Here is a 13,982-nt window from a genome sequence, read left to right as displayed (position 1 = left end):
TTTGAGGACGCGATCGCGTGTTACCACCTCTATTTAACATCTACTCACATAGATGTCCTTATTAAGTACGTCAAAAAAATTGATTATACTCTTGCACGTTAACGGGTGCTTTCGTCACTGTCTTATGAATTGCTTCACTCGAAGTGCTGCTCAATGGCCATTTTCCAACGTTCAATCATCGCTTGTTTTCAGCTGCCCAAGCTCTCTGTCTGATGATGTTCCTGCTGTACTCTCCATCTCATTGCTTTCATTTATTTTATTATTGTTCCAACTTCTAGACTACTTCCTTATAAAACTACAAAAAAAGCCCTTCACTAGTTTCACTAGCAAAGGGCGAATAATCGCGGTACCACCTTTGTTTTAGAAATGATTTTTTCAAATCTTTCTTCTCAGTTCAAGTCAATTAACTTGCGGCTATGATAACGGGTGCTTTCCCGAAGCTGCTTACCTATCAACAGCTTATCCTTAGAGGCCATCTTCAATCCTTTTGCACTTATCTCTTTTCACCTACCGAGACTCTCTTGTAAAGCACAGCCAAATCTACTCTTCTCTTCAATGGATGTTTTATTGTTAAGTCATATCTTACTTGATTTAGAAAAGTCTGTCAAATGTTTTTTTAACTTTTTCTACATTAAATTTTTAGTTGTTCTCATTTTTCTTTTTTGTAAAGAGGTGCTATTTTTGAAAAGCTATGCAAGATAATTCTCTCATTGGCGCCGTGCGTGGTCTTTTTCTAATTGTTTGTCTTTATCGTGTCTGTACCTACTTTGCTTTTGTTATTTTATTTTCGTTGCTGTCCATTTACCCGCTTTAATTTTTGAATCGTATTTTTGCACGAAAAGTTGTTGACAAATTTTCAGTTCTACGGTAATCTGTATTTTGTGCGATAGATCTATGCCGCTTTAGCTCAGTTGGTAGAGCGCAACCATGGTAAGGTTGAGGTCGACGGTTCAAGCCCGTCAAGTGGCTTCTGTTAAGGAGGTTGAGCCAAAAGTCGTTTAGATTCGAGCAATTGGAGTAAAATCCGACCAATATGTTTTTTATATTGATCGGATTTTATAAAATTGCCGAAGAACCTGACTTTGGGTCACCGTTTATTCGTAAATAGTGGGCGTGACAAAACTGTTTTTTAGTTTTGTCACGCCCACTATTTGTTGCTGTTGATTTCCTGCTTATTAAAATAAACTCGTCCAACAAACCATTTGTCAGACGAGTTTACGTTATTGATCGTAACGTTTGCGTTTAGAAGAGGATGGAATGCCTAAAGCTTCACGATATTTGGTCACCGTGCGCCGCGAAATAGTAATCTCTTTTTCCTGTAGTAGGTCTACAATTTTTTGATCAGACAACGGCTTGGCTTTGTTTTCATTATCGATTAAGGCTTGCAAGGCTTTTTTTACGCTGTCCGTAGAGGTCTCTTCGCCAGTATTATTAGTTAGTCCATGAGAAAAGAAGGTTCTTAACTCAAAAACACCAAAATCAGCAGCCAAATATTTACCATTTACTGCCCGGCTGACTGTGGATTCATGAATGTTCAGGGTATCAGCGATTTCCTTCAAGGTCATTGGCTTTAACGGACGATCTTCTTTAAGAAAAAAGTCCTGCTGTCTTTTTACAATTTCACTGCCAACTCTTAAAATCGTATCTCCTCTTTGGGCAATCGTTCTTTCCAGCCATTCAAATTCATTTTTCTTTTCTTGGATATACTTTTGAACTTCGGCATCCTCTGTCGCTTCCATTCGTTCAAAATAGTCCTGCTGAAACTGTATTTTTGGTGTCCCAGTTTTATTGGACGTGACAATCAACTGGTTATTCTTTACTTTGATAGTTAAATCAGGACGAATATATAAACCAGCGGTCGATTCAAAAATACTGCCTGGAGCCGGCGTCAAGGTTTGAATGTAATCAAAAATCACTTGAATTTCTGCTAGTTCCACGTTAAATTTTTTCGCTATCAGAGCCCATTTACGTTCGGCTAAATGCGTGAATTCTTCTTCAACGACAATATAAGCTAATTCAGGCGCCGCATCATCTCGCTCAATCTGCAAAAGCAGACATTCCCGCAAATCGCGTGCACCAACACCAGCCGGATCTAGTTGTTGAATTAAGGTCAAGGCGTCAAGCATTTCAATCGATTTGGCTCCTGTTTTAGCAGCGGCCTCCTGTAAATCAATCATCAAATAACCGTTTAAATCAATGTATTCCACTAAAAATAAAACCAATGTTCGAAGATACGTATCCCGATAATTTAAATGAATCTGATCAATTAAATATTCAAACAACGATGTATGATTATCAGGAATTTGATTGAGATAATTATTTTCTTCGCCGGTGTACGTTCTTGAACTTGCCGTTGAAAAATCATTACTGCTTTCCGTTTGAATGTCGATTAAAGGATTCTCCAGTGATTTTGTTTCTATATAAGAATAAAGCTCTTCTGTGTTATATTGTAAAATTTGAATAGACTGCTGCAGCTGTTGTGTCATGGCTAACTTTTGAACTTGCTTTTGCTGTTGAGATAAATGTTGTTCAAATTTCATTATTTTTACTCTTCCTCTTGTATTTTTTCGAATTATCAGCTAAACTAGTATTCGTGCTTGCGTCCTTAGTGTAGTGGATATCACGTAAGATTCCGGTTCTTGAGACGGGGGTTCGATTCCCTCAGGACGCGTTATTTATAAAATCACTGAAATCAATACTTGCAGACACTTTTACTTGGCGTAAAGGTGTTTTTTTGTTTTAACAATGCATTTTGAAACAAGGAATTCATTATTTAAAAAATCAAAATAAAAATTTGCAGCATAATCCTTTAACTTTTTAAACGCTTGATACCGACCAATCAGTCAGCCAACGAAAGCGAAGATCCGCTCCTGACAAAAGCTATTTTAATTTGCTGTTTAATACTGTCTTTATTGTATCCTATAAATAAAGCAATTTCTATATTAAATTAAGAAGCTGTTAGGAAGGTTTTCCCTCACTAACAACTTCTTGTTTAAACTACTTATTTTATTTTTTTATATCCGTTACATTTTGATTTCTCTCTCAGGATTTTTCACTAAATTTGCTCCCCATAAGCCGGCTAATGAAGTGATAATTAAACCGATAATCATCGCAACAAAGCCCCAGATAGAAGCCTTAGCAGTCGCATCAGCTGCATCATCAGCCGCTTTTCTAGCATCGTCAATAGTTTCTTTTAAATCATCTTTCGCTTGTTCCAAGTTCGTACGAGCTGTATCAATTTGTTTTTGAGCTTCATCAGTGGCTGTTTTTAAGCCATTATAAATATTATCCGTCGCTTGTTGAGCTTCTTCTTGAGACAAGTCGCTATTTTTAGCAACGGCGTTTGCAATCGCATCCCTATCAACAGAGTCTCCAATTTTTTTGGCTTGATCCTGTAAAGAGTTTGCAGTATCATCAAAAACTTTATCTGCATTATCAGGATCTTTAGCAATTTCTTTACCGGCTTCTTTAATTTTATCCGTAGCCTCATTCATTTGATCTTTTAAATAATCTGGCTGCAGCTCTGGTACATCCGTATCTTTTAAATACTTGTTTACATTTCCCTGCAATTCTTGGGTATTCACTGTCCCTATTTCATCTGTAACTTTATCAAAGCCTTTTGAAATAGCATCTCCAGTTGTCGAAGCAACCGCACCCACACCATTTCCCACGCCGGAAGCGATATTGCCTAAAAGTGAACCTACGGCTGAAAAAGTGCTGATAGCTGTATAACTAACCAACAGCATTACGACTAACATACTGGTAGCCCAAGTTAAGAAGCCGTGCAGCAAGCCAATTCTTCTAGCTGCCACACCAGCCACAAACCCAGCTGCCATAAGTGAAAGCACCACTGTAACAATTGTCCAAATAATCAAACCAGTTCCGACGCCTTCTAAAGGATTATTTGAAGTGGGTTCAAGTGTTCCGAAGCCAATTGCAGAACCTATAAGACCAAGTGTCATAAAAATAGCTAAAAACGTAATTACTCCTGCAAAAATAGAGCCCCAAGAAATATTAACACCTGCCTCGCCATCGGTAAAATAGGTTCTAAAACCTGTTTTTCTTTGTTCCATTTCATTCATCCTCCTAATCTTTGGTTACTTTTAGTATAGAAGCGGTTATTTTTTTATACAAATATTTTGATTTAAAAGGATTCTATGACTTACGTTTTATTATTTAATAAAAAAGCAACTGCAATTGTCTGAAGCAGCTCATTCATGAATCAATGAAAAAATAACGAGTTCTTATTGCATTTGCGTTAACTCTGCTGGCCGTTCAAAATATTTTTACATAAACCAAAACGTGGGCGAAACAAAACTAAAAAAACAGTCTTGTCCCGCCCACTACTTACGAATAAACGGTGGTCAAAAGTCAGGTTCTTCGGCAATTTCATAAAAGACGATCAATATAAAAAGCCTATTGGTCGGCTTTTACTCCAATTGCTCGAACCTAAACGACTTTTGGCTCAACCTCGCAGTTATTTACTTCCCCAGTTTTACATTTTTTATAGTTTAATTGGCGTTGCCGTTTCAGCTAATACATCATTTAGTTGCGCGACGTTTTCTTTTCCTTGCGCGCGCAGCCATTTAAGCGCAGCATCTTTTCCTTCTTTAATGTAGATGCCAACACCTTCAGCCCAGGTTGCTCGGCCGCAAAGAACACCATTAAAAGTCGAGCCGGCTTCTTTAGCGAAGCGCAGAGTATCGCGGAAAAGCTCTGCTGAAACCCCTGCACTTAGGAAAATAAAAGGCAGCGCGGTAGCTTGAGATTGTTCGACAAAGTATTGTGCCGCTTCTTCTTGAGAATAGACCGCTTGACCTTGAGCATAGCCGGCTACAAAATTCATATTCACGGGAACTTCTACTTTTAAAACATCCACATGGTACTTTTCATCAGAAAAAATTCTCATCATATCATTGACTTTATGGGGTTTGCGTTTGGCATATTCTGCACTGTTGGCAGCTAAACCCGCTGCATCGTAAGAAACCAACTCTAAAAAGAACGGCATTTCTTCTGCTAGACATTCAGCGCCTAATCGTTCAATAAAGGCATGTTTTTGCTCATTAATTGCCTCTTCTTCGTCAATATCATAATAAAGTAAGAATTTACAGGCATCTGCTCCGGCTGCTTTCAAGCGGTGAACAGACCATTCATTTAAAATATCAGGTAATCTTCCAGGAACAGTTGCATCATATCCCGTTTTCTCGTATGCTAGTAACAAGCCACTGGCTGGATCGTTCTGTTTGGCCGCAGGTAATCCGTATTCGGGGTCTAGTAATATGGAAGATGTGTAGGGTGTTAATTCCTTTGAAACTAAGGTTTTAAATTCTATTATATCTTCCGCAGTGGCTTTTTCTTTAAATTGCCCCATCATTTTTTCCATGGCGCCGCGCTGATCAATCGCTAACGCTGCGATGATACCAGCTTCATTCAACATTCGTTTTAAGCGTGCTTTGTGCATGTCGCTCACTGTTCTTCCCCTCCAATTTCATATAATACCTTCACTTCTTTTGAATTCTTTTCACGCATTTTTTCAAAGGGCAGAGCTTGATCTTCTAAAGAATAGATGCCAGTAATTAATGGTCGGGTATCAATTTCACCTTTTGCTAAATAATTTAACGCTGCATGCCATTCAAATCCCGGAAAAGGTGCAGAATAAGACATCCAGGAACCGGTCAATTCTAATTCCCGACGTAAAATCAACTCAAACTCCTCTGCTTCAAATTGTACAGGATGAGTAGAAGTACCGACAAAGACTACTTTTGCTTTGCGCGCCGCGTATTTTACCGCTTGTACCTGTGTTATGTGATTGCCTGCTGTTTCAAAAACAATGGTTCCCAGCCCATGTTCTTCGAAATACGTATCTAAATTAGTTTTCAAAGGATTGACCACCAAATCTGCACCAATTTTTTGAGCCAACTTTAATTTTTGCTCATTTAAGTCAACCACGATAATTTCACCTACGCCTCTAGCACGCAACGCAAGCACTGTCATTAAACCGATTGTTCCCGCTCCCAAAACAACTGCTTTATCTCCGGCTTTTGTACGGATGCGTTCAACACCATGAATAGCTACAGTCAAAGGCTCAATTGTCGCTGCAATTTTTAAATCTAACGTTTTTGGTACCACCAAACAATTTTCAGCCGGCGCAATCACATATTCCGCCATTGCTCCTTGCTGTCTTGAGCCAATAAAACTATAATGCAAACATAATTGTGGATGACCGCTTCGACATTGTTCACATTCATTACATGGAACGAGTGGAGCAACCGCTACTCTTGTCCCTTTTGCTAAATCCACTGCATCACCCGTTTCAACAACAATTCCTGAAAATTCATGACCCAGCACTTGAGGAAATTGATGAACACCACCGTCAAAATAACGAGGCAAATCCGACCCGCAAACACCTACGTATGCCACCTTGATTAATACTTCGCCTTTTTTAGGTGATGGTTTAGCAATCTCTTGCAATTCAAACGCTGCTACATCTGTTACCGTTAAAGCTTTCACTTGCTCTCACCTTCCTAAGCTTCTTTTGATTCAACATATAATTTTCCTTGTTTATATTTTGTATACGTGTAAGCAACACAAAAACCATAAAGTACGAGGATTACAAAAAAGCCAAGCCCCATTTCCAACGTAATTCCCTTAGACAATAGATAAGTAATCGGAGAACCTGCCTGGTCCATAGAAGAAATTTGTTCTCCTGCTTTTGTCAAGCCGACTTGTTGACCCAGCGCTTGTTGAATCGGCGCCATTTGATTTGAAATCCATAATGTCATCGTCATAATAGCGGTACCTGAAAATAATACGCGGAAAATATTGCCTTTGTGTACTCCTACGGCAATGGCTACGAAAAAGCCGATAGTTGCCAAATCACCGAACGGAAGAATATTATTACCCGGCAAAACTACTGCAATTAAGATGGTTAATGGAACAAATAGCATAGAAGAAGCTACCACTGCTGGATCTCCCAGCATTAACGCACAATCTAAACCAATCCGAAAATCACTTCCTGAAAAATGTTTATCCAACATTGTACGAGCCGCTTCGGAAATAGGAATGAGTCCTTCCATAATCAGCTTAACGACCATCGGCATTAAAACCATTACCCCAGCCATTTGTACCGCTAAAGTTGCCGCTTGGCCAATAGAATATTTTGCTAATAAACCAATGACAAACCCTAAGATAGCTCCAACGACAGTCGGCTGACCGAAAACACCTAAACGTTCTTCAATTCGATCCGGCGTTAAGGTTACTTTCTTTAAGCCGGGAATTTTTTCTATCAAATCATCAATCGGTTTTGCAATACCCCCCATATAGGCCGAAGTACCGTGAGGCATCGCAATTCCTTCTAACCCAAAGTATTCATCCGTAACGGGAGTAAAAATATCTCCCAGCTTATAAATAATTGCTGCGTGAATGACAATCCCTACGATTGCCCAAACATAGCTTCCTGTCGCTACTTGAATCATGGCTCCTGTAAAAGCAATGTGCCAAATATTCCAAATATCAACATTGACCACTTTTGTCAGTTTCGTCGCCAACATTAAAATATTCACTCCGATTGCAATTGGTATCGCAATCAAGCCCATGTTTGAGGCCCATGCCATAGGCGCGGTGCCCGGCCAGCCTAAGTCAATAACATTCAAGCCTAAATTGTAATTATCAGCCATTGATTTAGCCGCATCACCCAAATTTTCCGTCATTAAACTAATAACCAAATTAATTCCGACAAAACCAATTCCAACTGTCAAACCAGAACGAAGCGATTTTCCAATACCTTGTTTTAACAAAACACCGATAATAAAAATGATTAACGGCAACATGACTGTCGGACCTAAATCAACAATATATTGAATAACTCCCATTAAAAACCCCTCCTCCTATTTTAAGGCATCTAAAATTTGTTGCTCCAGCTTTTCAATACCAATCCCTGAAATAAAGGCTACACCGTGAAGGATTGGTACACCATAATCTTTTTTCACTTTGGCCGTTGTAACGATTAAATCTGCTCCATCCTTTTCTGTATCTAATTCGGTAATCCTAGTTTGCTTTACTTCTGCATCAATGCCATTGGTTTTTAACAGCTCTCTGATACGGTTAGCCGCTACAGTAGAAGTTGCTATAGCACCGCCACAAGCAACAATAATACGTTTTTTCATCATTATTCCTCCTCAACTATTTTTACAAATACAGATTTACAGCACGTTCAAATTCTTCTAAGTTTTTAGCACCTAAAGATTTCGCCACCAATTCGCCCCCTTGAATTTTTTCAATGAGGTTTTGCAATTGAGCCAGATGCGTCTCACCTTCACTAAGCACTAACATAAAAAATACTCTTGGCCGAACAATGTCCTCTTCGTCACCTCCCATCTCATTAAAAACAATTTCTTGCTGATTAACGATACATAAAATTGTATCTTTTTTTACAAACGTACCGTCTGTATGCGGTATTGCAACAGGTGGTACAGTTGGTAACCCGGTTGGAAAAGCTTTTTCTCTGGTGTTTAACGCCGTTTCAAACGCCTCTGACACATAGCCTTTACGAACTAAAAATTCAGTTGCACCTTGAAACAGCTCTTCCTTTGTATTAAAAGAAGTGTTAAATAAAAATTCCTTTTTAACCATTCTTTTCACTTCCTTGCGTTTTAATAACTTCAAAATCATATTTTGAGAATTCTTCTTCTACTTCCGCTTCTTTAATGTTAGTCGTAATAACGATATCTAAATCTTCCAAACTCGAGGTTTTATAAAGAGCTGACTTGCCGAACTTGGTTTCATCAGCCAACAAAATCACTGTTTTACTTTGATGAAGCATGACCTTGGAAATTTCGATTTCACCCATATGATAATTCGTTACGCCCGATTTAATATCGATACCGGCACAACCGAAAAAGCCTAAGTCAACGAATATTTCCTTGGCATTGTTCAAGCCGAACGTACCAAATAATGAATCTTCATTTTTCCGAATATTTCCTCCTAAAATAATCAGTTGAATTCCCGGAGAGTGGATTAACAAATTCACTATGGGAATACTGTTGGTAACGATTGTCAAGTTTTCAAAATCAACTAATTTTTTTGCCAAAGCATACGTACTTGTTCCGTAATCTAGATAAATAGTGTCTCCTGGTTCAATAAATTGATAGGCACGTTCTGCAATGCTTTCTTTCTGCTCTTTATTTTCCGCACGTCTTCGTTCGTAGTCAGTTTCGATATTGGCTTCGTCCAAAACCGCACCGCCGTATGTCTTTTTCAGCAGCCCTTCTTCCTCCATTTCCATAATATCTTTGCGGATGGTCTCTCTAGAAACCTTTAACTGCTTACTTAAGTCCAAAATACGAACGGACTTTTTTTCTTTTAAGATAGTTAATATATATTCTTTTCTGTTATCTATCATTATTCCACCACCCTTTGTAATCGTTATCATAATCATAGCACATTTCTTGCAACTTGCAACCCTAAAATTTGCATTTTGCAACTTTTTAAATATTTTTGCAAAATATATGCAAACAAAACATTTTTTATTGTATAATGAATTTGAGAAAATGAAGGAGGCTGATTTTATGATTCATCTGATATGTCCAAACCCTGCGGTTGATCGCACGTTATTGTTAGAAACGATTGAAAACGCTATTCCCAATCGTCCCATTGAAGTGAAAGAATTTCCGGGCGGTAAAAGTTTTAATGTCGCCTACGCTTTAACCTATGAAAAAATAAGCGAAACGGTAATGATTCATACAATGATCGGTGGTCTCTATGGCAAACAACTGGTTGAATTAGCTCAAGCCAAAGGGTATCTTTTACGGACGACAGCTGTTCAAAAAAATACGCGTTTGTGCAATATCTTAGTTGACGTACAAAAAAAAGAGATTGTTCCTGTTTATGAAAAAGGCTTTGAATTAGACGAAGCAACTTTGGCATTATTTACTCAAAATCTGATCCATGCGATCCATGAAAATGATATCGTGGTTTTTTCTGGTTCTTTGATGAAGGGAATGCCCGCTGATTATATTAGCCAGCTCGAAGCGGAATTAGCCAGACGTCAAGTAACCTTTAAGCTTTGCGTAGATACCAGTGGTGCTGCTTTAAAAGAAACTTACCAAAAAGCTGCACCTTATTTAATCAAAATTAACGATGAAGAAGTTCGTGAAATCTTTCCTAAAAAGCAGCTTAATACAGTGGAGGATTATTTGACCTTATTAGCTGATGGGATAAAAAAAGAAATTCCAAACTTTATTATTACCTTAGGAAAAGCGGGAATTGTCGCTCGCATGCACGGCGAATTTTATTTTGGCGCTGCGCAGCCTGTAAAAGCAAAAAATCCCATTGCCTGCGGCGATTTTTTTCTAGGCCGCTTAATCAAAGGGATCGCAGAAGAGGATTCAGTAGAAGCGATGTTAAAGAGTGCTTTAGTTTTTTCAACGTGCAATGTATTAAACTGGTACCCCGAAGTCACGGATACACAACTGGCTACGATATTACCAACGATTACACTTGAGAAAAAGACATTTAAATAACGTACAGGAAAGAATACAAATTATGCGAAAAAATGATCAGCTACAAGTCGTCATTGACTCTCCGAGCGCTGAAATGCATAGTATTCACGACGGTCAAAAGGAATACTTATGGCAGGCAAATGCTCAATAACTGCCTAACCTACAAGCAATTTCCTGACATACCAGAGATGACAGAAATAGCTTGTAGGTTGGTGTTTGGTGAGGACTACAGAACTCGTGGCTATTTGTCCCGGCCTCTTTCCTGAGATTAGTCAAGATGCATCACCTGAAAGCAGCAGGATATACTATGAACGTAAGTTTCTTTTTATTTTCATGAAATCACTAACAAAGATACTCTTAAAAATCTTATTCAAAAGTTGAATAACAAACTCACATACTATGCCGAGAAAGAAAATCCCAACTGTCAATAAAATTATGTATAAAACGCCTATTTTTAAGCCTCTTTCATGAAGTACTTGACTAATATTCATAAAATCTTTTAAGTCAATCCACATCTCCGGATTATTTAAGGGAACTGCGGTACCCTTATCAGGTCCTTCCGCTAAAATTTTAGTAGAAACAGTTTTTAATACCCCTAATCGATTCGGCAAAGGCAGCCCTTGAAAATGTAGTTTGCGAAAAAAAGAAGATTCGTGGAATAGATATACTGTAAACGTGGCTGCTGATAACGTATTAATCCATCTGATACTACCAATTTTTATCCTGTTGAAGACTTCAAAGATACACACACTGCACATTGTAAATAAAATACTTGGAGACCACAGTACGTTAGTAAATGGCGACGAAACAAACAAGCCTTCCGGTGCATTATAAAATTGCCGCAGGTTTGTTTGTAAATTCACTTTATATTGAACCACTTGGATTAATGTAAAGCCTAAAATAAAAAGAAGAAATATTCTTAACTTTACCTTCTTAAACGGCGAGTATAAACGAAGAAAACCGCCGATAGAATAAATTAAAATACCAATCACAAAATTTTGAATTTTCAAATTTGCAAGAACATTGAAAACCTCCATAAAGCTTAGCAAGATCGTCAAGCTTAAAATGAAATTCAAATATGCTTTTTTATCTAATCCATTAAGAAACCGATTAAGAACATACTTTGCAAATATAATAATAAAAAGATAATATCCAACAAACCACCAGCCGTTTAATGCCATATGGATATCGGAATTAGACGAAAACGGCAAGCGCAATCTAGCTAACAAATAAGAAATTCCCAACAATATAATCGCCAGAAAATACGAGCGATTTAGTAACTTAGTTCCTGATTTTACAACATTGATATGTTCCTTTCTTTCAATTAGAAAATATCCGGTAATAAGAATAAACAACGTATTGCCAATTTGTCCCAAGGTATAAAATAGTTGGATTATTTCTAAATGATAAAAGTTTGATCCTAATGTCTCATCAATTAAAGCAAACCGATTATAATCCAAATGATGCAAAACCAAATGATAGACAATAATGCCTAACATGGCTAAAATTCTTAACAACTCAAAATTCGACTTCCGATATTTTGCCCTTTTCTCTTTCATAAAACCCACCTTTATTTTTCCACTTTCTCATTTCCTTCTACTTCACTAACAAACTTTTTTAATCTCAATGTAATTTTAACTATTCAATTATATAGTATTTGAAGAAAGAAATATAATGTTTTTTTCAAAAATATCTTGATTGATAAAAAATAAGTTTTCATTATCAACAAAAAATCACTCAACCATTACTCGATAAAGAGTAATAGTTAAGTGATTAACGTTTACGATAGGAAGCTTTCGATATCCGTGCGTAGCTCCCCTTGTATTTTTTGAATTTCCTTGAGTTCCCGCCATTGATTATAGAGCTGATATTTATAGGCTGCAGCGGGTTTAGAGAAAATAATATAGCTAATTGCCCACAAGGTAGGATTTTTAATTACCTGATCAGCCATTGGATACAACAAGGCGAAATGCAAGCGCAGTTCCTCCAGTATCTCCACTAATAAAAATAAGTCTTCATTCAGTAGCTCCTTTTCTAAAAAGAGCCGAATTCTCTGATAGGCACCACAATCTAGAGGGTTCCCTATTGTCGCAGGAATGATCGTATATTTTTGCTGGTCCCACCAGAGATATTCCAACGTTTCTTGATAATGACAAGAACTAAATTCTTCTAATACCCATGAACGAACCAAATTATGTAACTCATTATTTAGTAAAATATGCTTCCCAATATCTATGAACTCTTCTTGCGGAAGTTGAACTACTTTTTTTACAATAGAAAATTGTTCACAATAATCGTACTCGCCTAAACGTAAAAGATCTGCTCGTACTTCTTTATTGTCCTTCGGTTCAAATTGTTGATGCATCAATTTAACATACCGAAATTTTTTTCTTAAAGAAGAGAGTTTATTTGTATTCTCTTCTTGTTCCGACAAAATTTGTTCATTGATAATGCTATGTGCTTGAGTAAACTTATTATTTTTAATTAAAATTTGTATATAAAGTTCCCTGTAATCCCAATGAGAATAATATTGCTCCTTCATTTCTGAGGCTACTTCTAAGGCTCGTTTATAATGCCCCAGTTCTAAATGGAGGGTGACAATGAAATAATTAAGGGAAAAATCCGGTATTATCGTATACGCTTTTTCAAAAAAGTTCAACGCTTCAAGTAAATTATTTTCTTGTACGGCTTTATGTCCTAATTCAATGAACCGTTCATAATTTCTTGGAAACGGAATTTTGTTCGTCAAAAGAAATATCACTCCTCTAATGATTCGTCTCCAACTATGATTCTTTCATCCAGACACAAGTCCCATCAAACAGATCACTGTTCAGCGAAACCTTTATTTTTGTTAATATAAATTTCTAATAATGACTGCTGTTTCTTTCGGTCCTTGTGCCTTTGTTTGTTCTGCTTTTTCAGTCAATGAATAACCAACATAAAATTCATTTGTTAGTTCATCTTTTACTTTAAATTCTACGACTTCTTCAACCTGAAAGGCATTTGGTTCAACTTCTTGGACACTATCCCAACCAGTATCGATAAAAATCTTTGTATCATCATTGACTGCTTCATTTGCTTCCAGTTCCTGCATCATTTGTTTTAATTTTGAAAATGTCATTACTTCTACGCGATTATCCATTCCTTACACTCACTTTCTATTTATACACTCTTGATAATGTTTATTGTTTTTTTTAATTACTTTCATCATAACCTAAAATTGCTTTTTATAATATAGAAAATCATGAAAGAACGCAAGAATTTCGCTGATCTGATTAATTTAAGAGGTAAAATAATGGCAGAATTGGACCAACCCGCGTAGAATAAATTTGTTATCACCTTCTTTTATTTATTAATTTTTTTAATACCATTTTCTATTTTATAATAAACCAAGCAAAAATGACAGTAATTAGTTACAAATAGTAACTTAATTCGTTTTAAGCTTTTGATTTTATTACATTTGCTTCTTATTTCGACACAAAA

At 37.0% G+C, this 13,982-nt stretch carries 12 protein-coding genes, 2 tRNA genes and 2 other annotated features; of the genes, 3 read left to right on the top strand and 11 right to left on the bottom strand.

The features are described from left to right. Window positions 1-251: a binding site (T-box leader), on the bottom strand. A 75-nt stretch (window positions 252-326) separates the two neighbouring features. Further along, window positions 327-565, bottom strand: a binding site (T-box leader). A gap of 331 nt (window positions 566-896) precedes the next feature. After that, window positions 897-969: transfer RNA gene (locus ABH902_RS13265), tRNA-Thr, on the top strand. A 251-nt stretch (window positions 970-1,220) separates the two neighbouring features. Here ABH902_RS13265 and rpoN read toward each other — a convergent pair. After that, window positions 1,221-2,540 carry an RNA polymerase factor sigma-54 gene (gene rpoN, locus ABH902_RS13260; protein ID WP_404591466.1) on the bottom strand — a complete coding sequence of 440 codons (1,320 nt, stop codon included), beginning with the start codon at window positions 2,538-2,540 and terminating at the stop codon, window positions 1,221-1,223. Between the two features lie 59 nt (window positions 2,541-2,599). On the opposite strand from rpoN, the gene ABH902_RS13255 reads away from it, so the two are divergent. Continuing rightward, window positions 2,600-2,671 (top strand) — tRNA-Arg (locus ABH902_RS13255). Between the two features lie 352 nt (window positions 2,672-3,023). Here ABH902_RS13255 and ABH902_RS13250 read toward each other — a convergent pair. The 7 genes from ABH902_RS13250 to ABH902_RS13220 all read right to left on the bottom strand — a co-directional run bounded on the left by ABH902_RS13250 (window position 3,024) and on the right by ABH902_RS13220 (window position 9,400). Then, window positions 3,024-4,073 (bottom strand): hypothetical protein, encoded by a 1,050-nt coding sequence (locus tag ABH902_RS13250; protein ID WP_404591464.1) that lies wholly within the window; start codon window positions 4,071-4,073, stop codon window positions 3,024-3,026. A 431-nt stretch (window positions 4,074-4,504) separates the two neighbouring features. Next, window positions 4,505-5,461: a tagatose-bisphosphate aldolase gene (gene lacD / locus ABH902_RS13245; RefSeq protein ID WP_404591532.1), complete on the bottom strand. Its 957-nt coding sequence runs from the start codon at window positions 5,459-5,461 to the stop codon at window positions 4,505-4,507. Window positions 5,462-5,466: 5 nt separating this feature from the next. Continuing rightward, entirely contained in the window at window positions 5,467-6,510 is a 1,044-nt protein-coding gene (locus ABH902_RS13240) for a galactitol-1-phosphate 5-dehydrogenase (protein WP_404591463.1), read from the bottom strand. Between the two features lie 14 nt (window positions 6,511-6,524). After that, window positions 6,525-7,871 (bottom strand): PTS galactitol transporter subunit IIC, encoded by a 1,347-nt coding sequence (locus tag ABH902_RS13235; protein ID WP_404591462.1) that lies wholly within the window; start codon window positions 7,869-7,871, stop codon window positions 6,525-6,527. 15 nt (window positions 7,872-7,886) lie between these two features. Further along, on the bottom strand, window positions 7,887-8,165 hold the full coding sequence (gene gatB / locus ABH902_RS13230) for a PTS galactitol transporter subunit IIB (RefSeq protein ID WP_404591461.1): 279 nt from the start codon (window positions 8,163-8,165) through the stop codon (window positions 7,887-7,889). A 22-nt stretch (window positions 8,166-8,187) separates the two neighbouring features. Then, on the bottom strand, window positions 8,188-8,631 hold the full coding sequence (locus tag ABH902_RS13225) for a PTS sugar transporter subunit IIA (protein ID WP_404591460.1): 444 nt from the start codon (window positions 8,629-8,631) through the stop codon (window positions 8,188-8,190). Next, the gene (locus ABH902_RS13220; protein WP_404591459.1) at window positions 8,624-9,400 is read right to left on the bottom strand and encodes a DeoR/GlpR family DNA-binding transcription regulator; all 777 of its coding nucleotides are present in this window, start codon (window positions 9,398-9,400) and stop codon (window positions 8,624-8,626) included. Before ABH902_RS13220 ends, ABH902_RS13225 begins: the two co-directional genes overlap by 8 nt. Window positions 9,401-9,566: 166 nt before the next feature. Here ABH902_RS13220 and ABH902_RS13215 point away from each other — a divergent pair, with 166 nt between their 5' ends. Next, window positions 9,567-10,520: a 1-phosphofructokinase family hexose kinase gene (locus tag ABH902_RS13215; protein ID WP_404591458.1), complete on the top strand. Its 954-nt coding sequence runs from the start codon at window positions 9,567-9,569 to the stop codon at window positions 10,518-10,520. Window positions 10,521-10,804: 284 nt separating this feature from the next. On the opposite strand, the gene ABH902_RS13210 is transcribed toward ABH902_RS13215, so the two are convergent. The 3 genes from ABH902_RS13210 to ABH902_RS13200 all read right to left on the bottom strand — a co-directional run bounded on the left by ABH902_RS13210 (window position 10,805) and on the right by ABH902_RS13200 (window position 13,641). Then, entirely contained in the window at window positions 10,805-12,058 is a 1,254-nt protein-coding gene (locus tag ABH902_RS13210) for an acyltransferase family protein (RefSeq protein ID WP_404591457.1), read from the bottom strand. Between the two features lie 221 nt (window positions 12,059-12,279). Beyond that, window positions 12,280-13,248, bottom strand: a complete 969-nt coding sequence (locus ABH902_RS13205) for a tetratricopeptide repeat protein (protein ID WP_404591456.1) — start codon at window positions 13,246-13,248, stop codon at window positions 12,280-12,282. Between the two features lie 102 nt (window positions 13,249-13,350). Then, entirely contained in the window at window positions 13,351-13,641 is a 291-nt protein-coding gene (locus ABH902_RS13200; protein WP_404591455.1) for a hypothetical protein, read from the bottom strand. Window positions 13,642-13,982: the final 341 nt, after the last annotated feature.

The organism is Enterococcus sp. UD-01 (genome assembly GCF_044909655.1).
GTDB lineage: Bacteria > Bacillota > Bacilli > Lactobacillales > Enterococcaceae > Enterococcus_L.
This window is presented reverse-complemented; position numbering and strand designations above follow the sequence as displayed.